Origin of the sequence: Pseudomonas sp. 10(2024), assembly GCF_045164175.1 — a bacterium.
Lineage (GTDB): Bacteria > Pseudomonadota > Gammaproteobacteria > Pseudomonadales > Pseudomonadaceae > Aquipseudomonas > Aquipseudomonas alloputida.
On record NZ_CP174006.1, the window covers coordinates 1705849 to 1726520 of the forward strand.

Sequence of the window (20672 nt, forward strand, 5' to 3'; positions counted from 1 at the left end):
GGTCGGTTTTCGAGGATCTGACCATGCCTTGGCGAGAGCTGAAACCTATGGACCTGAAAATGCTTTTCATCGCGGATTACCTGCAAGGGCCGCCCAGCTTCAGCGCCCTGTGCCAGGCCTACGAGATCAGCCGTAAGACCGGCTACAAATGGGTCGAGCGATATGAGAAAGAGGGGCCTTCGGGGCTGGAAGAACGCAGCCGCCGCCGGTTGACGCAGAACTGGGTCGTCCCCGCTGCAGTTCGCGAAGCCATCATCGAACTGCGCAGTCGAGGCGAAACGGAACCTGGTCCGAAAAAGATCCAGGCTGCGCTGCAGGAGCGCTTCCCTGATCAGGCGCCACCTTCTAAGACAGCGATTTACAACATCCTCAAGAAGGCCGAGTTGGTCAACCCACGCCGTTTACGTCAGCGTGTAGCGGTCTACCCCAAGCCACTGGAGAAGGCAGAGTCGCCTAACCAGCTGTTCAGTGCTGACTACAAGGGCCAATTTCTGACAGGCGCAGGCGTCTGGTGCTATCCACTAACGATCATGGATCACGCCAGCCGCTTCCTGCTCGCCTGCCACAGCATGCCTAATACCAACCTTCTGGAAACGCAGGCCGTTTTCACCCAGGTGTTTCGGGAAAATGGCCTGCCTGAGCGTATTCGTACCGATAACGGTGTGCCGTTTGCCAGTAAAGGACGTGCAGGACTTTCTCAGCTGTCCATCTGGTGGCTGCGTCTAGGCATCATTCCTGAGCGCATTGCACCTGGAAGGCCTGAGCAAAATGGCCGCCACGAACGCATGCATCGGACACTCAAAAGCACGCTGCCATCACCGCCGGCAGTGGCCTGGGAAGCTCAACAGCGGCATTTTGATCGCTTTCGACAACACTACAATTACGAGCGCTTGCATGAAGCACTGAAACAGAAAACACCGGCGTCTTGCTACCAGCCCTCACCACGCCCATTCCCTGAAAAACTTCCTGAGATGACCTACCCCAGCCATGTCGAGAGTTTACCGGCGGATAGCTGCGGCATCATTAACCGCCGTGGCCTGAGGATCTACGTAGGTTACGTGCTCAAGCACCAGACCATTGGGCTGGAGCAAGTCGGAGATGGCATTTGGGATGTTATTTTCGGTCCCATCATCCTTGGTAGAGTCGATGTGCGGGATGCCACTGATGGTTATGTAACACTTAAGGTGTTGTCACCTATGTGAGTGAACTTTTGTGTAACCCATGTGGGTGACCCGTACACTGCGCTCCCATCATCCGGCCCCTGCGCTGCGCTCCGGGGTCCCCTCACTCCGGCCTTGCTCCCGGCAGGACCGCGCCGAAGGCCCCATCCTGGGGCCTCAGCGCTTGACGGGCATCCATGCCCGTCACCTCCCTCCGCAAGGCCTGCGTTCGGCCTCCTGAAGTCGCGAAGATCAAGATCAAGATCAAGATCAAGATCAAGATCAAGATCAAGATCAAGATCAAGATCAAGATCAAGATCAAGATCAACAGCAACAGCAACAGCACAGTACAGTTTTGCCTTGTTATTTCCATTGACTGTACTGGCCGGTGACTCCGCATAATGACGCCTCTAATTCACCCGGAGGTGGCATGAGCAAGACAGTCCTGGTACTGGTGGAAACCGTCGACGATTACCTGCCCATGCTGGAGCAGGCCGGTTACCACCTGATCCGTGCCCCTTCGCCGCAACTGCGCGCCGATGCCATTCATCGCCACGCCGAAGAAATCGATGCGGTACTCACCCGTGGGCCGCTGGGGCTATCCGCCGCCGAAATTGACGCATTACCCAGATTGCAGATCATCTGCGTGATCGGCGCCGGCTACGAGCAGGTCGACCTGGCCGCCGCCGCCGCACGCGGCATAACCGTCACCAATGGCGCCGGGGCCAATGCCGCAGCCGTCGCCGACCACACCCTGGCCCTGCTGCTGGCGCTGCTGCGCGACATCCCCCGTGCCGATGCCAGCACGCGGCGCGGTGAATGGAACCGGGTGATCAGCCCCTCGGTGAGTGGCAAGCGCCTGGGCATTCTCGGCCTTGGCGCAGTAGGGCTGGCGATCGCCAAGCGGGCCCACTTGGGCTTCGACATGCACGTCAGCTACCACAGCCGCACAGCACGCCAGGATGTGCCCTATGCCTGGTACGACAGCCCCCGACACTTGGCTGAAGCCGTCGACATTCTGGTGGTGGCCACCCCCGGTGGCGCCAACACCCGGCATCTGGTTGATGCCCACGTCCTTCAGGCCCTGGGGGCTGACGGCTATCTGGTGAACATCGCCCGTGCCAGCGTGGTCGACACCCAGGCCCTGATTGCTGCATTGCAGCGTGGCCAGCTGGCTGGCGCCGCGCTGGATGTATTCGATGACGAGCCGACAGTGCCCGATGCACTCAAGGCCTTGCCCAACACCGTGCTCACACCCCACGTGGCTGGCCAATCGCCAGAAGCCGCGCGCGACACGGTGGACTTGGTGCTGCGCAACCTGCAGGCGTTCTTTGCCGGTGAGCCAGTTTTGACCCCGGTACGCCCGTAACCTTTTCCAGATATCTGCCCGGCAGCGCCCGGGCAACAAGGAGTGTGTGCATGCAACTCGAAATATTCCAGGTCGATGCCTTTTCCACTGAACCGTTCGGTGGCAACCCGGCCGCAGTGATCCCGCTGGACAGCTGGCTGCCGGACGATGTGCTGCAGCGCATCGCTGAAGAAAACAACCTGTCAGAAACAGCCTACTTCGTGCGCAAAGGCGAAACGTTCGACCTGCGTTGGTTCACCCCCACCGTGGAAGTCGACCTGTGCGGCCATGCTACCTTGGCCTCGGCTTACGTGCTGTTCGAGCAACTGGGTGAGCAGGCGCAAGTGCTTCGCTTCAATACCCGCAGTGGCGAGTTGCGCGTCAGCCGTGGCGCTGATGGCCTGCTGGCCATGGACTTCCCCGCCAAACAACCCGTAGCGGTCGACATGCCAGCGGGCCTTTTGCAGGCGCTGGGCTTGAGCCAGGCGAAGGCGGTGTACCTTAGCGACGATTATGTCGTGGTGATCGATGACGCCATGCTGCTCGAAACGTTGAAACCAGACTTTGTTGCGCTGTCGGCCTTCGACGTCCGTGGCATTGCCGTGACCGCGGCAGGGCGTGGCTTTGACTTCGTCACCCGCTGGTTCGGCCCGCGGGTTGGTGTGAATGAAGACCCGGTAACCGGTTCGGCACACACCTCGCTGGCGCCGTTGTGGGCCCAAAGGCTGGGCAAGAACGTGCTGAGCTGCGAGCAGGGCGGGGCACGCAAAGGGCAGTTGCAGTGCGAAGTGCCGGGCAATGGCCGCGTGATTATCAGTGGGCGGGCGGCGTTGTACCTGCGGGGCAATGTGTACATCTAGTACGGCGTGCGATGCCCTGGCGGGCTTCTATAATTGCAGGCCCATCTTTCCGTTCAAGGAGCCACCCATGGCCCTGGAAAAACACGGCACCTGCCTGTGCGGCGACACGCGGCTGACGGTCACCGTCGACAATACCCATATCAGCGCTTGTCATTGCAGCATGTGCCGCAAGTGGACCGGCGGCCCGCTGCTGGTGGTCCACTGCAGCAAGCCTCCGCTGATCGAGGGGCGTGCGCCGAGCGTCTATGATTCGTCCGACTGGGCCCAGCGTGCTTTCTGTGGCCGCTGTGGTACGCACCTGTACTACCGGCTCAAGGCCAACGACTTCCATGCCGTGCCGGTCGGCCTGCTCGATGGCGACCAAGCCTGGGATTTCGACCTGCAGATCTTCGTCGAAGAGAAACCCGCGTGGTACTGCTTCGCCAATCAGACCAAGGAGCTGTCCGGCCAAGAGGTGTTCGAGCAGAACAGCTGATTCAACGTCATATCTGTACGGAGGCATTCCGTCGGCGAATGCCTCCGTACAATTCTGCGTGAACTTGCCAAACCGGTGCATTCCTGAGAAAAGGGCGGTTTTGTTTTTCAGCGTTTGGAGTGTACCCGTGAGCCAAGAACTGCAGATCATCGACCTGGTCGAGGGAGACGGCAAAGCCGCCGTCAAAGGTGCCCTGATCACCACCCAGTACACCGGCTGGCTGGCCGATGGCAGCGAGTTCGACTCGTCCTGGTCGCGCGGTAAGCCGTTCCAGTGCGTGATCGGTACCGGCAGGGTAATCAAAGGCTGGGACCTAGGCCTGATGGGCATGCGCGTTGGCGGCAAGCGCAAGCTGCAGGTACCGGCACACCTGGGGTATGGCGAACGCAGCGTAGGGAAGATCCCGCCGAATTCGGACCTGACCTTCGAGATCGAACTGCTGGAAGTGCTCACGCGGGATGATTGAGTGTTCGCGTTGCAACCCGAGGTTCTTGCACCTTACACAATTGCGCAACACCCAGCCCCTAACTTAGGCCTTGCCTAGGGAACGGCAATCACCTCCAGGGAGGAACCAAACGGGTTCGGGGCACTCTGACCCTCACGCGTTGCCAAGGATGGCATTCACTGCACGGGCGCCCTGCAACTGGCCGGGTGATGTGGCGGGTAAACCCGATTTTCTCTGCCACACGAGCCTGCCTTGATGAAGTTGCCAACATTCTTTCGCCGTCGCCGTCACTTGCTGCTGAGCCTGGTGCTCACTGCCATCGCCGCGCCGTTGGCGCTGGAGGCTGTCGAAAGCCGGGCACAACCGGTGGATGGCACCCAGACCCTTGTGTTTCTGCGTCATGGCGAGAAGCCGGGCGAGGGGCTCGGGCAGTTGAACTGCCAAGGCCTCAACCGTGCGCTGGACCTGGCCACTGTACTGCCCGAGCGCTTCGGCAAGGCCGACTATGTGTTTGCCGCCAACCCCACGCGGCATGTCGAGGAAGGCAGCCGGGACGAAAGCTACAGCTATATCCGCCCATTGATGACCATCACCCCCAGTGCCATCCGCCTCGGCTTGCCGGTGAATATCGACTACGGCGCCAACGACACCGCTGAACTGGCCGATGAGTTGCTGAGCGACAAATACCGCAATGCGACCATCTACACGGCCTGGTCCCACGGCTACCTGCCGGAACTGATCAACACCGTGGCCGGCAAGGCCCTGGGGGAGGAGCGGGTGATCACCGAGGACTGGAGCGGCGAAGACTTCGACACCCTCTACGTATTGACCCTGACCTGGCGCGATGGCAAAGCCAGCCTGCTGAGCCGCAATGTGCGCCAGGGCCTGAATGACGGTGCGCATAGCTGCCCGACCTGATCCGCTGGTACTGTTTGGCAAGGAAGCCGGAACAGGGATGAGCGATGAAGCAGCGGGTAACAGTGATCGGTGGTGGAGTGGTGGGCCTGGCGACGGCTTACGCGCTGGTGCGGGAAGGGTGGTCGGTTGACCTGATCGAGGCACGCGACAGCCTGGCGTCGGCCACCAGCTTCGCCAATGGCGGGCAATTGTCCTATCGCTATGTAGCGCCGCTGGCTGATGCCGGGGTGCCGTGGCAGGCGCTGGGCTGGCTGTTGCAGGGCGAGTCGCCATTGCGCCTGCGCTTGCGCATGGATCCGGCCCAGTGGCGCTGGCTGCTGGCATTCACCCTGGCTTGCCGGCGTAGCGTCAATCGCCGTAATGCCGGGCACTTGCTTGAGCTGGCGCTGTACAGCCAGGCCGTTCTGGCGCAGTGGCGCGAAGACCATAACCTGGGGGATTTCGCCTGGCGGCGCAATGGCAAGCTGGTGGCTTTTCGCAGTGAACGGGCCTTTGCCCAAGGCCGGGAACAGTTGACGGACCCGGCCAGTCAGCAGGTGCTGGCGGCTGCCGAGCTGCGCGGGCTGGAGCCTGCCCTGGATGGCGCACCGTTTGTGGGTGGCGTGTTCACGGCTGGCGAAGAGGTTGGCGATTGCCACGTGTTTTGCTTGCGGCTGGAAGCGCTGTTGCGCGCGTCGGGCCAGTGCCGTTTCCTGCTTGGCCGGCCGGTGACGCAATTGGTTCAGCGCCAGGGCCAGGTCGTGGCACTGCAACTGGGCGATCAGCAGCTGGACGTGGAGCAGTTGGTGCTGTGTGCCGGGCATCGCGGCCCAGGCTTGGCATTACCGGGGGTGCAGATACCGGTTTACCCGTTGAAGGGCTACAGCCTGACCGCACCGATCAGCGCCGGGCACCTGCCCCCGGAGGTGAGCCTTACCGACTATGAGCGCAAGATTGTCTATGCACGCCTGGGGCAGCAGCTGCGGGTAGCGGCGATGGTGGACATTGTCGGCTTCGACGAGTCGGTGGACATGCGCCGTTTGCAGAGCATGCGGCGGCTGGCGCTGGAGACGCTGCCAAGGGCGGCGGATTATGGCCAGGCGGTGGAGTGGGCGGGGATGCGACCAGCGACACCGACCGGGGTGCCGATCATAGGTGGGACGGTGTACCGCAACCTGTGGCTGAACCTGGGGCATGGGGCGTTGGGATTCACCTTGGCCTGTGGCAGTGCGCAGCGTCTGGCCAGGATGATGCGTTAAGCGGGCCGGCCTCTTCGCGGCTAAAGCCGCTCCTACGAGGACCCCACGGTATTCAGGCTTGTGCTGGTCCGGTAGGAGCGGCTTCAGCCGCGAAGAGGCCGGTACAGGCGAAGGATGTCTAGCGGCCGAAGCGCATCGGCCAGCCCACCACTTTCTTCGCCCGTGGCGTCGCATAGGTGCGCACTTTGGACGTGCTCAAACCCATGCGCACCAGCGATTCGGCAATGGTCACCGCTGCACTCACACCATCCACCACCGGCACGCCGGTGCGTTGGCGAATCTGCTCGTCCAGCCCGGCCATGCCGCCACAACCCAGGCAGATCACCTCGGCCTTGTCGTCGCGCACGGCGCGTTCGGCCTGCTCGACAATCGCCTCCACGGCCCGCAGCGGGTCGGCTTCCAGTTCCAGCACCGCCAGCCCGCTGGCTCGCACCGAGGCGCAGCGGTCATACAGGCCCGAGAGCTTCAGGCGGTCCTCGATCAGTGGCACGGTGCGGTCGAGCGTGGTTACTACGGAATAGGCGTGGCCCAGGTACATTGCCGTGCTGGCGGCGGCGTCGGTAATGTCCACCACAGGCACGTTGAGCAGTTCCTGCAGGCCTTCGCGGCCATGTTCGCCATAACCGGCCTGGATCACGGCATCGTAGGGCCCTTCAAAGGCCAGGACCCGGTCCATCACCGCGATGGCCGCCAGGTAGCTTTCGAAGTTGCCCTCCACCGATTCGGCGCCGAACCAGGGTGTGAGGCCGACGATTTCGGTACCGGGTGCGGCCACCGCACGGGCCTGTTCGGCAATGGCGTGGGTGATGGCTTCGGTGGTGTTGACGTTGGCGATCAGAATGCGCATGGGCAGTCCTCCCTGACTAATGGCTGCTGTGGTCGACGGCGATGCACTCGCCGCTGACGTCGTGGTAATGGCGGTTACGTGGCGCGATCAACAGGTACAGGGCGGCGGCGATGCCGGCACCGATCAGCCAGGAGAACGGCGCGATACCCTGGAAGTTGGGCACCAGGGCCAGCACGATGGCCAGCAGTGCGGCCGGCACGAAGGCGGCCACGGCGCGCAGGTTGATGCCCTTGCTGTAGTGATAGGCGCCGGCCGGGTGCTCGGTATACAGCTCCGGCACGTTGATGCAGCCTTTGCGCAGCAACCAGTAGTCGGACATGATCACGCCGTACAGCGGGCCGAGCAGGGCGCCCAGGCCCGACAGGAAGTACACGATCACCAGCGGGCTGTTGTACAGGTTCCAGGGCAGGATCAGCACCGCCAGGGTGGCGCTGATCAGCCCGGCACGGCGGAAGTTCAGGTGGCGCGGCGCCAGGTTGCTGAGTACGAAGGCCGGGGCGACGAAGTTGGCCATGATGTTCACCGCTACGGTGACGATCAGGAAGGCCAGGCAGCCGAGCACCAGGAATGGCGTGCTGGGTATGGCGGCAACGATCTGCGTCGGGCTGTCGATGATCTGACCGTTGATCTGGAATTGCGCGCCGCACAGCACCACGGTGATCACGGCGAATACCAGGATGTTTACCGGCAGGCCCCAGAAGTTGCCGACGCGGATGGTCTTGCGGCAAGGCGAGGAGCGGGCGAAGTCACAGAAGTTCAGCACCAGGGTGCCGTAGATCGCCAGCCACAGTGCGCCGCCGGCAAAGATGTTGCGCCACATCTCGTAGCCGGTCAGCGGGGTTGCCACCGACCAGGCAATGCGCGCGTCGGCCTTGAAGTACATGAACACCGCCAGTGCGGCGACGGTCAGCAGGATCACTGGCCCGGCAAAGGCCTCGTAACGGCGCACCATCTCCATGCCGTAGGCCAGGATCACCAGCTGCACCAGCCAGATCGACACGAAACACACCCAGCCCAGGCTGGACAGGCCGAGGATGCTGTCATGGTCGTAGGCTGCCAGTTGCGGCCACACGGCGGTGAGCAGCACCCGCAGCACCACCGATGCCAGGTAGGTCTGGATGCCGAACCAGGCGATGGCGATGACGGCACGGATCAAAGCCGGGATCTGCGCGCCATGGATGCCGAAGGCAATGCGGCTGATGACTGGGAACGGTACCCCGGTTTTCTGCCCCATGTAACCCGACAGGTTCATGAAGAAGTACACCAGTGCCGCGCCGATGGCCAGCGACAGCAGAATTTGCCAGCCACCCAGGCCGAGGGCGAACAAGCCCATGGCGAACGAATAGTTGGCGATATTGTGCACATCGTTTGTCCACAACGCGAAGATGCTGTAGCCGCCCCAGCGACGGCCTTCCATACGCGTTGGCGCCAGGTCGCGGTTATGCAGGCGCGGGCTGAGAACAAGGTCCGGCTGGTGGCCGGCAAGCGTGGACGCGGGGTGTGTGCTGGCGACGGATAGTTCAGGGGCAAGGTCGAGGCTGCTACTCATTCCGGCGGGCTCCTGATGCACATGGACTGCGATGAGCGGGCATGCGCACGGGCTCGCCATCTCGTCGGTGCAGCGTTGGCATCACAGGGTTGTGGGCGCGGCGGCTGACATTGGGTCGGCGTCGCGGATTCTTGTGTATCTATGTTTTGTTTAAGTTGTATACAAAACACGAACACACAAAAGCGAGTTCCATGCCAAGGGAAGAGCAGGTTTCAACAGGCGATGATTTCGAACTTATCTTGTTAAACGGTAAGTTAATGAAATACAGAGAATATAAGCTGACCAAATGAACAAGTTATATTTTTTGAAAGATTGATTAGTTGATCATTTGGTCAAAATATAAGGTGGAAAGTGTGTAACGAATTGGGGCGCTACTGAAGAAAGTGCACACAAAAATGGCACCTATGGTTACGTTTTTGTGTACAAAAAATAGTCAGCTTTTCCTGTGCTGGCCTCTTCGCGGGCACGCCTGCGAGGAGGCCAGTACAGGGGCCGATCAATCCATTGGCGGCAACCGCCGCTTGACCGGAGTCTTCTTGATGATCGCGGTATTGGTCTCAGCCAGCACATTCATGAGGTCGAGCAGCGTGTCCAGCTGCTCCATCGAGCGCACATGCAGTCGGGCGACGAAGCAGTCTTCGCCAATGACCTTGTCGCATTCGGTGAACTCAGGGATGGCAATGATCTGGCGCTCCACTTCTTGCAGCTTCCCCGGCAACGGACGGATGCGCACGATCGCCTGCAACTGGTAGCCAAAGGCGCGCGGGTCGACCTCCACGGTGTAGCCGCGCAGCACGCCACGCTCTTCCAGCCGGCGCAGGCGCTCGCTGACGCTAGGTGCGGACAGCCCGCTGACCTGCGCCAGAGCCTTGAGCGAGCGGCGCGAGTCCTCCATCAGTGCGTTGATCAATAATTGGTCAATGGCATCGGTCATGCTCACCTCATCAGGTAATTCGTGTTATCTGCCTTGATAGTAAAGGCAGGTTGGCGAAAATGCCTTGGTTATCCGCTGGATGGCCAGGCTGCCGCCTTTGCATACTGTGGCCATTATCAAAGGGAGGTTTGAGATGGACAGTTCATTGCGCCGCGGCTCGCTGGAAATGGTCGCCGCCATGCTGATTTCCGGGACCATTGGCTGGTTCGTGCTGGTGTCCGGCCAGCCGGTGCTGGATGTGGTGTTCTGGCGCTGCGTGTTCGGTGCCGTGACCTTGCTGGCGATTTGCGCCGCGTTTGGCTTTCTGCGCCCAGGCGTGATCAGCCGCACGGCATTTTTGCTGGCGATTGCCAGCGGGGTGGCCATTGTCGGCAACTGGCTGCTGTTGTTCGCTTCGTACGCACGGGCGTCGATTGCCATCGGCACGGCGGTGTACAACGTGCAGCCGTTCATGCTGGTGGGGCTGGCGGCGCTGTTTCTGGGCGAAAAGATCACCTTGGCCAAGGTGACCTGGCTGAGTGTGGCGTTCCTCGGCATGCTGGCCATCGTCAGTGCCCATGGCGCTGGGCAAAGTAATGGCGAGGACTATCTGCTGGGGATTGCCCTGGCGCTGGGGGCGGCGTTTCTGTATGCAATCGCGGCCTTGATCATCAAGCGCCTGAGTGGCACGCCCCCGCACCTGATTGCGTTGATTCAGGTAACCACGGGTGTGTTGCTGCTGGCGCCATGTGTCACGCTTGGCGGGTTGCCGGTCGAAGTGCCGGCGTTGGCCAGCTTGTTGACACTGGGGATGGTGCACACCGGCCTGATGTATGTGCTGTTGTACAGCGCCATCCAGCGTTTGCCCACGGCCTTGACCGGTGCGCTGTCGTTCATTTACCCGATTGCGGCAATTCTGGTGGACTGGGTGGCGTTCGGGCACCGCCTGGTGCCGCTGCAGTGGCTGGGCGTGGGGTTGATCCTGCTGGCGGCAGCGGGCATGCAGCAGGGGTGGTGGTTCCGATCGGCGCAGCATCCTGTAGGCGCGGGTTTACCCGCGAAGAGGCCCGCAAGGTAGAATGCCGCTTTTTGCCAGCCTGCGATCCGCCATGACCTCGCCCATCGACACCCTTGAGCAACACCTGCTTGCCGCCCTTGACCCTGCACCACGGGAAACCCGCCGCCTGTTTCACGGCCGCGGCCGCTGCTGGCAGGGCCTGGAGCAGGTTACCGTCGACTGGCTGCAGGGCGTGCTGTCGGTCGCCTTGTTCCGTGAGCCGCCCGAGGGCCAGCTCGCCGAACTGGAAGCCATGTTGCGCAGCTTGGCCGCGCGCCCGCAGTGGACTGGGCAGGCAGTCATCATCCAGCACCGCTACCTGCCCGACAGCCCGGGCCAGTGGCTGCTGGGCGAGCCGTGCCAGCAGCGCGAAGTGATCGAGGACGGCCTGACCTACCTGCTGGACCTGGGCGTGCGGCAAAACAATGGCCTGTTTCTCGACATGCGCTATGGCCGCCGCTGGGTGCGCGAGCAGGCGGCGGGCAAGCGCGTGCTGAACCTGTTCGCTTATACCTGCGGCTTTTCCGTGGCAGCGATTGCCGGTGGCGCTGAGCAGGTGGTGAACCTGGACATGGCCAAATCGGCCCTGTCGCGGGGCCGGGACAACCATCGCCTCAATGGCCACGATGCATCACGGGTGGCGTACCTGGGGCATGAACTGTTCAAGTCGTGGGGCAAGGTGCGCAAGTACGGGCCTTATGACCTGATCATCATCGACCCGCCAACCTTCCAGCGTGGCAGCTTTGTGCTGACCCAGGATTACGCAAAGATCCTGCGGCGTTTGCCGGAGTTGTTGAGCGAAGGCGGGACGGTGCTGGCGTGTGTCAACGACCCGGGGATCGGGCCGGAATTCCTGATCGAGGGAATGGCAGAGCAGGCGCCTTCGCTGGCTTATGTCGAGCGCCTGGAAAACCCGCCGGAGTTTCCGGACGTTGACCCGGCGGGGGGGCTGAAGGCCTTGGTGTTCCGCCGGGTTTGATGTTGCTTGTGCGTTACTGACCGGTATAGATCTGGTCAAACACCCCACCATCATTGAAGTGGGTCTTCTGCACGGTACGCCAGTCACCGAAGGTTTTCTCCACCGACAGGAAGTCCACTTTCGGGAAGCGGTCGGTGTACTTGGCCAGGACCGTCGCATCACGCGGGCGCAGGTAGTTGTTGGCGGCGATCTCCTGGGCTGCTGGTGACCACAGGTACTTCAGGTATTCCTCGGCCACGGCCTGGGTGCCTTTCCTGGCCACCACCTTGTCGACCACCGTCACCGGTGGCTCGGCTTCGGCCGATACGCTTGGGTAGACCACTTCGAACTGATCGCGGCCGAACTCGCGGGCGATCATCTCGGCTTCGTTCTCGAAGGTGACCAGCACGTCACCGATCTGGTTGGTCATGAACGTGGTGGTGGCGGCACGGCCACCGGTGTCCAGCACGGGTGCCTGCTTGAACAGCTTGCCGACGAAGTCACGGGCTTTGCTTTCATCGCCGCCTTGCTTGAGTACGTAGCCCCAGGCCGACAGGTAGGTATAGCGGCCATTACCCGAGGTTTTCGGGTTGGGCACGATCACCTGTACACCGTCCTTGAGCAGGTCGGGCCAGTCTTTCAGGGCTTTCGGGTTGCCCTTGCGCACGATGAACACAGTGGCCGAGGTGAACGGCGCGCTGTTGTTCGGCAGGCGGGTGACCCAGTTGTCGGGCACCAGCTTGCCGTTGTCTGCCAGGGCGTTGATGTCGGTGGCCATGTTCATGGTGATGACATCGGCCGGCAGGCCATCGATCACCGCACGGGCCTGCTTGCTCGAGCCGCCGAAGGACATCTGCACGTTGACCTTCTCATTGTGCTCGGCTTCCCAGTGCTTCTGGAAGGCCGGGTTGTAGTCCTTGTAAAAGTCGCGCATCACGTCGTAGGAAACGTTGAGCAGGGTGGGGGCGGCCTGGGCGAGGTTGCCCAGGGCCAGGCCTGCGGCGAGCAGCGAGGCGGTGAAGAGTTTTTTCACGTTGCTTCCTTGTTCTTGAAGGGTATTGGGGCAGATTGCCAGCGACTATAACGGGTGGGTTTATACGGGTTAAAGAACAAAAAATGCTTTGGTTATGCTTCTGCCTGTGCCGGCCTCTTCGCGGGTAAACCCGCTCCTACGGGGGACCGCGCACGGTCCGGGCCTGTTGGTAGGAGCGGGTTTACCCGCGAAGAGGCCGGCGCAGGCGCTTTCACGCTCTCGGAAACAACCCATTCCCACAGCGAGAACAGAACGCCGCCCCCTGCTCGTGGGTCTTCTTGTGGCAGGTCGGGCAATCATGCTGCAGCTGCTCCCCACGCATGGCATTGGCCAGCTCGGCGGTAAAGATGCCGGTCGGCACGGCAATGATCGAGTAACCGGTAATCATCACCAGCGACGACAGCACCTGCCCCAGCGGGGTCTTCGGCACGATGTCGCCAAAGCCCACGGTGGTCAGGGTAACGATGGCCCAGTAGATGCCTTTGGGGATGCTGGTAAAGCCATGCTCAGGCCCTTCGATCACGTACATCAGCGTGCCGAACACGGTCACCAGCGTCGATACCGTCACCAGGAACACGATGATCTTCTGCTTGCTGCCGCGTAGCGCCTCCATCAGGTAATGGGCCTGCTTGAGGTACGGGCTGAGCTTGAGTACACGGAAGATCCGCAGCATCCGGATGACCCGGATGATGAGCAGGTACTGGGCGTCGCTGTAGTACAGCGCGAGGATCCCCGGCACGATCGCCAGTAAATCGACCAGGCCGTAGAAACTGAAGGCATAGCGTAACGGCTTGGGCGAGCAGTACAGGCGGGTGATGTATTCGGCCAGGAAGATCGCGGTAAAGCCCCACTCGATGCCGGCCAGCAGGCCGGCGTAGCCTTGGTGCACCTCGTCGATGCTGTCGAGAATGACGGTGACCAGGCTGGCCAGGATGATCAGCAGGAGGATCTTGTCGAAGCGGCGACCGGCTACGGTGTCGGTCTGGAAGACCATGATGTAGAGGCGTTCGCGCAGGGATTGCGGGGTGGACATGGGGCTCAGGTTCCGCGATCTGAAAAAGGCAAGCCTAGAGGGTCTGGGTCGATGACGGGAAGGGGAGAATGGTCTACCTGACAAAAATGATAGTTTTCCGCTGCTGCGGCAGGAACCATCATGGGTATCAGATCGATTGAAAAGGAGCGAGCAGAATGCCTGAAATTCCTACTTCGCCACAGCGTGCAAGCGAGGCCTTGCTGTCGCAGGGTGATGGTGTCAGTAATATCCACGTCGAGCGAAGTTTGCGCCAACGGCAATGGTCTTTCGGGCCTTATGGACAGCTTCCCCCACAAGGGGCCGTCGGCGGGCTGCGGTTTGTGGGGCAGTGGTTCGACCCCGTAGTTCAGGGTTATCTGCTGGGTAACGGGCATCGATTGTATAGCCCAGCCATTATGCGGTTCCTGAGTCCTGACGGCTTGAGCCCCTTTGGTGCGGGTGGGATCAATGCCTATGCATACTGCTCTGGCGATCCGGTCAATTTCCACGATCCTTCCGGCCAAGTTGTTACCAAAACTGGACTTACCAAACAGTTGAATAGTTTAAACCTATCGAAGGAGCCGCTGAGGAATTTTCTCAAGCCGCTGGCTTTGCCCGAAAATTCCAAGGAAACGCGATTGGTATATAAACTGAAGAACCACCAATTTGAAACGTACGTGTTCAAGCAGAAGAGCAAATCTGAAATCCAGACGGCCAAGCAGAAGGCAAACAGGATCATTGGAGAACGAGGCGAGAACAGTTCGGGCTTTTGGGAATACGCCAATTCCGAAACGTTTTATCGGCATAACGATTTATTTATTCCAGGGCGGCATCTTCCCGAGGAAGCGGTCGAGGGGCTTCTGGCGGCTGGTTTTGAGACATTCAAGTTCACCGAAAACAGTTTCGTTGAGCTCATGGTACCTGGCGGGTGGCAGTCCGGCTCGCAGGACGGGGGCAACATTTACAGCGCGGAGCCGACCCGTGCAGGGCCCAGCATCAGAAGTACACAACCGCGCTAAGTGGCCTTCACAAACGTTGCGTGAGGTTGTGATGCGATCGATGTTGAGCCTGCACGGTGTCAAGGACCCAGCAGGCGACGACGAAGGGCGCGGTCAGACCAGCTACCGGCAACAGTTTGAACAGCGGTTGCAGCAGCAGGGCCAGGGCGATTGCCAGCAACGTCACCCATGGTTTTTCCCCCTGGCGGCTGAACGCTAATGCAGCCAGCGCGGCATTGAATCCATACAAACCCAGCCACGCCCCCTGTGCCTGATCGGCGAGCAGCGCCACACCGCCGCCAATGGCCGAGCCGATCACCGCCCACATCGCCGCATAGGGGTTGGCGATGAACATGCCGACGATGATCAGCAACCCGGCCAAGGGCTGGTCGAGCAGGAAGATCTGGCCTATGCCGCGGGCCAACGCATACAGCGGGTCGGCTTCGACGAAGCCGCTGGGCGAGGGGCTGGCGATTAGCAGTGTGGCCCAGCCGAGCATGACGAAGGGGGCGGTGTAGGCGACCAGCAACTTGCCGCCGCGCTTGCGCCACTGGTGGGTGATGATGCTGGACAGGCCGCCGGCGGCGATGATCAGGGGGGGCAATATGGCCGACCAGGGCAGCACGGCGCTGATCAGGATGCCGATCAGTACGCCGTTGTAGCAGTACAGCCCGGCCTGGCGGTCGGCACGGTCATAGCCGCGTGCCTGGGCGGTGAGCAGGCCGGCCAGGGCGCCAAGCAGCGCGCCGCCGACCAGGTTGGGTGCGGTCAGCAGGATGGCCAGCAGGCAGCACAGGCCGCACAGGGGGTTGCGCAGCAGCAGCACCTGGCTGAAGCCGTTGAGTAACGCCGTGGCCCAGTCGGGGCACGGGTTGACGAAATTTTTGGTGTACATGGGGCAGTCAGTGAGGTTGATGGGGGAGCGGTGGGCCTCTTTGGGCCTCGGTTTTCCGCGATCGGGTAGAGCGGTATTCGGGGAGGGCTTTGCCCTCCAATCGCGACACAAGGCCGCTCCCACAGGGATTGCATTCCCTTGTGCCAGCGTGGCCCTGTGGGAGCGGCCTTGTGTCGCGAAAGGGGCGCAACGCGCCCCCGGCAATCTCAGATCAAAGTCTCGATCCGCAGCGTGTTAGTCGTACCCGGCTTGCCGAAAGGCACGCCAGCGGTGATCAGCAGCGTGTCGCCACGGCTGGCCATGCCTTGCGCCTGGGCAATCTCCAGAGCGGTGGAAACCACCTCGTCGACCTGACGCAGGCGGTCGTTGACCACCGAATGCACGCCCCAGGCCACGCTGAGGCGGCGCGCGGTGTTCAGGTTCGGCGTCAGGTTGAGGATCGGTGCCCGTGGCCGCTCGCGTGCAGCCCGCAATGTCGAGGCGCCCGACTCGCTGTAGTTGACCAGCACTGCCACCGGCAGGATGCCGCTGATGCGGCGGATGGCGCAGCTGATGGCATCCGACACGGTCGCTTCGGCCTTTGGCCGGCCGACGTCGAGCTGGGCCTGGTAGTCCGGGCCATTCTCCACCTGGCGGATGATCTTGCTCATCATCTGCACAGCTTCCAGCGGGTAATCGCCCGAGGCCGTCTCGGCCGACAGCATCACAGCGTCGGCACCTTCAGCCACGGCGTTGGCCACGTCGGTGACTTCGGCACGGGTTGGCGCTGGCGAGAAACGCATGGATTCGAGCATCTGCGTGGCCACCACCACGGGTTTGCCCAGCTGGCGGCAGGTGCCGATGATGCTTTTCTGGATCTGCGGCACGCTTTCGGCCGGTACTTCCACGCCCAGGTCACCACGGGCCACCATTATCGCGTCTGCCAGCTCGGCGATGGCTTGCAGCTGCTCGACTGCCGATGGCTTCTCGATCTTGGCCATCAGGTAGGCGCGGTCACCGATCAGCTGGCGCGCTTCGACGATGTCTTCCGGGCGCTGAACGAACGACAGGGCGACCCAGTCCACACCCAGCTCCAGGCCAAAGGCCAGGTCGCGGCGGTCTTTTTCGGTGAGCGGGGAGAGGTCGAGCACCGCTTGCGGTACGTTGACGCCCTTGCGGTCGGAAAGCTCGCCACCGTTCAGCACCTCGGTGTCGATGGCGTCGCTGTGCTTGTCGGTCACCCGCAGGCGCAGCTTGCCGTCGTCCAGCAGCAGGTCCATGCCGGGTTCGAGGGCGGCGATGATTTCGGGGTGCGGCAGGTTGACCCGGCGGCTGTCGCCCGGGGTTTTGTCCAGGTCCAGGCGCAGGGACTGCCCGCGCTGCAACTGCACCTTGCCTTCGGCGAAGCGGCCAACGCGCAGCTTCGGTCCTTGCAGGTCCATGAGGATGCCCAGCGGGTAGTTCAGCTGTTGCTCGACTTCGCGGATCCACTGGTAGCGCAGGGCGTGGTCGGCATGCTCGCCATGGCTGAAGTTGAGGCGGAAGATGTTCACCCCGGCTTCGACCAGCTGGCGGATATCGTCGATGCCGTTGATCGCAGGGCCAAGGGTGGCGAGGATCTTTACTTTTTTATCAGGCGTCATGATTGGGCAGTCTCGAGGATCAGGATGGCGCGGAAGTCGTTGACGTTGGTGCGGGTCGGTTCGGTGACGATCAGCGCATCCAGCGCGGCGAAGTAGCCGTAGCCGTTGTTGTTGTCCAGCTCGTCGCTGGCCGACAGGCCCAAGGCTTCGGCGCTGGCGTAGCTGGCCGGGGTCATGAAGGCACCGGCGTTTTCTTCCGAGCCATCGATGCCGTCGGTGTCACCGGCCAGGGCGTACACGCCCGGCAGGCCTTTCAGGCTTTCGGTGAGGCTGAGCAGGAACTCGGCGTTACGCCCGCCACGGCCATTGCCGCGCACGGTCACGGTGGTTTCGCCACCCGACAGGATCACGCAGGGCGCTTTGAGCGGCTGGCCGTGCTGAACGATTTGCCGGGCGATACCGGCATGCACCTTGGCCACTTCGCGCGATTCACCTTCCAGGTCGCCGAGGATCAGCGGGCTGAAACCGGCCTGACGGGCTTTGACCGCGGCAGCCTCCAGCGACTGCTGGGGTTTGGCGATCAACTGGAAGTGGCTGCGGGCCAGGGCCGGGTCATCGGCCTTGACGGTTTCCGAGGCCGGGTTGTTCAGCCAGTCGATGACCGCTTTGGGCGCTTCGATGTTGTAGCGTTTGAGGATGGCCAGGGCGTCGGCCGAGGTGCTCGGGTCGGCCACGGTGGGGCCGGAGGCGATTACCGTGGCGAGGTCGCCCGGTACATCGGAAATGGCATAGGTGTAGACCGTGGCCGGCCAGCAGGCCTTGGCCAGGCGCCCGCCCTTGATCGCCGAGAGGTGCTTGCGCACGCAGTTCATCTCGCCGATGGTGGCGCCGGATTTCAGCAGTGCCTTGTTGATCTGCTGCTTGTCGGCCAGGGTCAGGCCTTCGGCAGGCAGGGCCAGCAGCGCCGAGCCACCGCCAGACAGCAGGAAGATGACGCGGTCTTCTTCGTTGAGGTTGCTGACCAGTTCCAGCACGCGCTTGGCCACCGCCAGGCCGGCAGCGTCCGGGACCGGGTGGGCGGCTTCGACCACCTCGATCTTCTGGCAGTTGGCGCCGTGGCCGTAACGGGTCACGACCAGGCCGGAGACTTCGCCCTGCCAGCTTTTCTCGACCACTTCGGCCATGGCGGCTGCGGCCTTGCCGGCGCCGATGACGATAACCCGGCCGCTGCGATCGGCGGGCAGGTAGGGTTCGAGGACTTGACGGGGGTGGGCGGCGGCGATGGCTGTGTCGAACAGCTCGCGGAGAAGTTTTTGCGGATCGACCGACATGGCAGGCTCCCAATTATTGTTTTTCTACAGAATCAAAAACGCCCCTGGAACTGCCTCCGTGCAGGCCGAACCAGGGGCGGGTGTTGCTCGGGGTCACCCCTGAGCCTGTGGTCGCAGGTTCAGCGGTGTTGGCTTCTTCGCGGGCTTGCCCGCTCCCACAGGTACTGCACAGGTTTCGAGGGTGGTGCGATCCCTGTGGGAGCGGGCGTGCCCGCGAAGAGGCCGGTAAGGTCTTACTTGTCGCCGCGGATCGAGAAGTTGGCCATGTGCTCCAGGCCTTTGATCAGCGCCGAGTGGTCCCAGTTGCCGCCGCCCAGTGCCTGGCAGGTGTTGAACACTTGCTGGGCATTGGAGGTGTTGGGCAGGTTGATGCCCAGTTCCTTGGCGCCTTGCAGGGCCAGGTTCAGGTCCTTCTGGTGCAGGTTGATGCGGAAGCCTGGGTCGAAGGTGCCCTTGATCATGCGCTCGGCGTGCACTTCGAGGATTTTCGACGAAGCAAAGCCGCCCATCAGTGCTTCGCGCACCTTGGCAGGGTCGGCGCCGTTCTTGGCGGCGAACAGCAGGGCTTCGGCCACGGCCTGGATGTTCAGGGCGACAATGATCTGGTTGGCGACCTTGGCGGTCTGGCCGTCACCGTTGCCACCGACGCGGGTGATGTTCTTGCCCATGGCTTCGAACAGCGGCAGGGTGCGCTCGAAGGCGTTCGGGCAGCCACCGACCATGATGCTCAGGGTCGCCGCCTTGGCGCCGACTTCACCACCGGACACCGGGGCGTCCAGGTAGGCGGCACCGGTAGCCTTGATCTTCTCGGCGAAGGCTTTGGTGGCGGTTGGCGAGATCGAGCTCATGTCGATCACCACCTTGTTCGGGCCAACGCCTTCGGCCACGCCGTTTTCACCGAACAGGACGCTTTCGACCTGCGGGGTGTCGGGGACCATGACGATGATGAATTCGGCTTCCTGGGCAACCTCTTTCGGGTTGGCCAGGGCCACGGCACCGGCAGCGATCAGGTCGGCTGGCGCGGCGTCGTGGTGGGTGGAAATGAACAGGCTGTGACCTGCCTTTTGCAGGTTCTGAGCCATGGGCTTGCCCATGATGCCGGTGCCGATGAAACCGATTTTAGCCATGAGAAATTACCTCTTTGTAATTGTGATATCTCAAGCAAGCTTTGGCCCCCTGTGGGAGCGGGCTCGCCCGCGAAGCAGACAACTCGGTGGATGGCACCGGCTTTGCCGGTGTTCGCGGGCGAGCCCGCTCCCACAGGGTCCCGAGTTGTTCCTCAGATTGCGTTATGGGTTTTCAGCCAGCCCAGGCCCGCTTCGGTGGTGGTCAGCGGCTTGTACTCCGCGCCCACCCAGCCCTGGTAGCCGATGCGGTCCAGGTGTTCGAACAGGAAGCGGTAGTTGATCTCGCCGGTGCCTGGTTCATTGCGGCCTGGGTTGTCGGCCAGCTGGATGTGGTTGATCAGCTTCAGGTTGGCTTCCATGGTGCGAGCCAGGTCACCTTCCATGATCTGCATGTGGTAGATGTCGTACTGCAGGAACAGGTTGTCGCTGCCCACTTCGGCCTGGATTTCCAGCGCCTGCTGGGTGGTGTTCAGGTAGAAGCCGGGGATGTCGCGGGTGTTGATCATTTCCATGACCAGACGGATTCCGGCGGCTTTCAGCTTGTCAGCGGCGTAGCGCAGATTCTCGACGAAGGTCTTGCGCACGGTGGCGCAGTCCGGACCTTGTGGGCGGATGCCGGCCAGGGCGTTGACCTGGGTATTGCCCAGTACCTTGGCGTACTCGATGGCCTTGTCGACACCGGCACGGAACTCTTCGATGCGGTCGGGGTGGCAGGTGATACCGCGCTCACCTTTGGCCCAGTCGCCGGCCGGCAGGTTGAACAGCACCTGGGTCAGGCCGTTGGCCTCCAGCTGCTGCTTGATTTCAGCTGCGCTGAAGTCATAGGGGAAGAGGTATTCGACGCCGCTGAAGCCAGCGTCGGCGGCAGCCTTGAAGCGGGCCAGGAAGTCCTGTTCGGTGAACAGCATGGACAGGTTGGCAGCGAAGCGAGGCATGAGTTGTCTCC

At 62.1% G+C, this 20672-nt stretch carries 21 protein-coding genes; 11 read left to right on the forward strand and 10 right to left on the reverse strand.

Features of this window, described 5'->3' with window-relative positions; genetic code table 11:
- The first annotated feature begins 23 nt into the window (after window positions 1–23).
- The 8 genes from ACI7M0_RS07915 (at window position 24) to ACI7M0_RS07950 (ending at window position 6444) form a co-directional block, all read left to right on the forward strand.
- Window positions 24–1202 (forward strand): integrase core domain-containing protein, encoded by a 1179-nt coding sequence (locus ACI7M0_RS07915; protein WP_012053106.1) that lies wholly within the window; start codon window positions 24–26, stop codon window positions 1200–1202.
- Between the two features lie 155 nt (window positions 1203–1357).
- On the forward strand, window positions 1358–1552 hold the full coding sequence (locus tag ACI7M0_RS07920; RefSeq protein ID WP_405314567.1) for a hypothetical protein: 195 nt from the start codon (window positions 1358–1360) through the stop codon (window positions 1550–1552).
- A 38-nt stretch (window positions 1553–1590) separates the two neighbouring features.
- Complete coding sequence (locus ACI7M0_RS07925; protein WP_129933325.1) at window positions 1591–2529, forward strand: 2-hydroxyacid dehydrogenase; 939 nt, start codon at window positions 1591–1593, stop codon at window positions 2527–2529.
- Window positions 2530–2579: 50 nt separating this feature from the next.
- A complete protein-coding gene (locus ACI7M0_RS07930; RefSeq protein ID WP_010955053.1) occupies window positions 2580–3368 on the forward strand; it encodes a PhzF family phenazine biosynthesis protein in 789 nt (262 codons plus the stop codon).
- A gap of 67 nt (window positions 3369–3435) precedes the next feature.
- Complete coding sequence (locus tag ACI7M0_RS07935) at window positions 3436–3843, forward strand: GFA family protein (protein ID WP_004577113.1); 408 nt, start codon at window positions 3436–3438, stop codon at window positions 3841–3843.
- A gap of 127 nt (window positions 3844–3970) precedes the next feature.
- Window positions 3971–4309, forward strand: coding sequence for an FKBP-type peptidyl-prolyl cis-trans isomerase (locus tag ACI7M0_RS07940; RefSeq protein ID WP_104961068.1), 339 nt, complete (start codon window positions 3971–3973; stop codon window positions 4307–4309).
- Between the two features lie 234 nt (window positions 4310–4543).
- Complete coding sequence (locus ACI7M0_RS07945; protein WP_064493261.1) at window positions 4544–5206, forward strand: histidine phosphatase family protein; 663 nt, start codon at window positions 4544–4546, stop codon at window positions 5204–5206.
- Window positions 5207–5250: 44 nt separating this feature from the next.
- Complete coding sequence (locus ACI7M0_RS07950; protein WP_129933326.1) at window positions 5251–6444, forward strand: D-amino acid dehydrogenase; 1194 nt, start codon at window positions 5251–5253, stop codon at window positions 6442–6444.
- A gap of 118 nt (window positions 6445–6562) precedes the next feature.
- Here ACI7M0_RS07950 and ACI7M0_RS07955 read toward each other — a convergent pair whose 3' ends face one another.
- From ACI7M0_RS07955 to ACI7M0_RS07965, 3 genes are all read right to left on the reverse strand, one after another.
- The gene (locus ACI7M0_RS07955) at window positions 6563–7291 is read right to left on the reverse strand and encodes an aspartate/glutamate racemase family protein (protein WP_010955048.1); all 729 of its coding nucleotides are present in this window, start codon (window positions 7289–7291) and stop codon (window positions 6563–6565) included.
- A 16-nt stretch (window positions 7292–7307) separates the two neighbouring features.
- Entirely contained in the window at window positions 7308–8840 is a 1533-nt protein-coding gene (locus tag ACI7M0_RS07960) for an NCS1 family nucleobase:cation symporter-1 (protein WP_020193562.1), read from the reverse strand.
- Between the two features lie 496 nt (window positions 8841–9336).
- The gene (locus ACI7M0_RS07965) at window positions 9337–9774 is read right to left on the reverse strand and encodes an Lrp/AsnC family transcriptional regulator (protein WP_003254357.1); all 438 of its coding nucleotides are present in this window, start codon (window positions 9772–9774) and stop codon (window positions 9337–9339) included.
- Window positions 9775–9907: 133 nt separating this feature from the next.
- Between ACI7M0_RS07965 and ACI7M0_RS07970 the strand changes: the two genes are divergently transcribed.
- Complete coding sequence (locus tag ACI7M0_RS07970) at window positions 9908–10831, forward strand: DMT family transporter (RefSeq protein ID WP_129933327.1); 924 nt, start codon at window positions 9908–9910, stop codon at window positions 10829–10831.
- Window positions 10832–10862: 31 nt separating this feature from the next.
- Complete coding sequence (locus ACI7M0_RS07975; RefSeq protein ID WP_371920365.1) at window positions 10863–11789, forward strand: class I SAM-dependent methyltransferase; 927 nt, start codon at window positions 10863–10865, stop codon at window positions 11787–11789.
- A gap of 13 nt (window positions 11790–11802) precedes the next feature.
- On the opposite strand, the gene ACI7M0_RS07980 is transcribed toward ACI7M0_RS07975, so the two are convergent.
- Both ACI7M0_RS07980 and ACI7M0_RS07985 read right to left on the reverse strand, forming a co-directional pair.
- Window positions 11803–12801, reverse strand: a complete 999-nt coding sequence (locus ACI7M0_RS07980) for a sulfate ABC transporter substrate-binding protein (protein ID WP_020193435.1) — start codon at window positions 12799–12801, stop codon at window positions 11803–11805.
- Between the two features lie 211 nt (window positions 12802–13012).
- On the reverse strand, window positions 13013–13834 hold the full coding sequence (locus ACI7M0_RS07985; protein ID WP_129933332.1) for an ion transporter: 822 nt from the start codon (window positions 13832–13834) through the stop codon (window positions 13013–13015).
- A 155-nt stretch (window positions 13835–13989) separates the two neighbouring features.
- Here ACI7M0_RS07985 and ACI7M0_RS07990 point away from each other — a divergent pair, with 155 nt between their 5' ends.
- Window positions 13990–14832, forward strand: a complete 843-nt coding sequence (locus ACI7M0_RS07990; protein WP_129933334.1) for an RHS repeat-associated core domain-containing protein — start codon at window positions 13990–13992, stop codon at window positions 14830–14832.
- Between the two features lie 7 nt (window positions 14833–14839).
- On the opposite strand, the gene ACI7M0_RS07995 is transcribed toward ACI7M0_RS07990, so the two are convergent.
- From ACI7M0_RS07995 to hyi, 5 genes are all read right to left on the reverse strand, one after another.
- Window positions 14840–15706 carry an urea transporter gene (locus tag ACI7M0_RS07995; RefSeq protein ID WP_129933336.1) on the reverse strand — a complete coding sequence of 289 codons (867 nt, stop codon included), beginning with the start codon at window positions 15704–15706 and terminating at the stop codon, window positions 14840–14842.
- Window positions 15707–15912: 206 nt separating this feature from the next.
- On the reverse strand, window positions 15913–17328 hold the full coding sequence (gene pyk, locus ACI7M0_RS08000) for a pyruvate kinase (RefSeq protein WP_129933338.1): 1416 nt from the start codon (window positions 17326–17328) through the stop codon (window positions 15913–15915).
- On the reverse strand, window positions 17325–18599 hold the full coding sequence (locus tag ACI7M0_RS08005; protein WP_003254348.1) for a glycerate kinase: 1275 nt from the start codon (window positions 18597–18599) through the stop codon (window positions 17325–17327). Before ACI7M0_RS08005 ends, pyk begins: the two co-directional genes overlap by 4 nt.
- A 233-nt stretch (window positions 18600–18832) precedes the next feature.
- A complete protein-coding gene (locus ACI7M0_RS08010) occupies window positions 18833–19726 on the reverse strand; it encodes a 2-hydroxy-3-oxopropionate reductase (RefSeq protein WP_064493251.1) in 894 nt (297 codons plus the stop codon).
- A 152-nt stretch (window positions 19727–19878) separates the two neighbouring features.
- A complete protein-coding gene (gene hyi, locus ACI7M0_RS08015) occupies window positions 19879–20661 on the reverse strand; it encodes a hydroxypyruvate isomerase (protein ID WP_129933340.1) in 783 nt (260 codons plus the stop codon).
- Window positions 20662–20672: the final 11 nt, after the last annotated feature.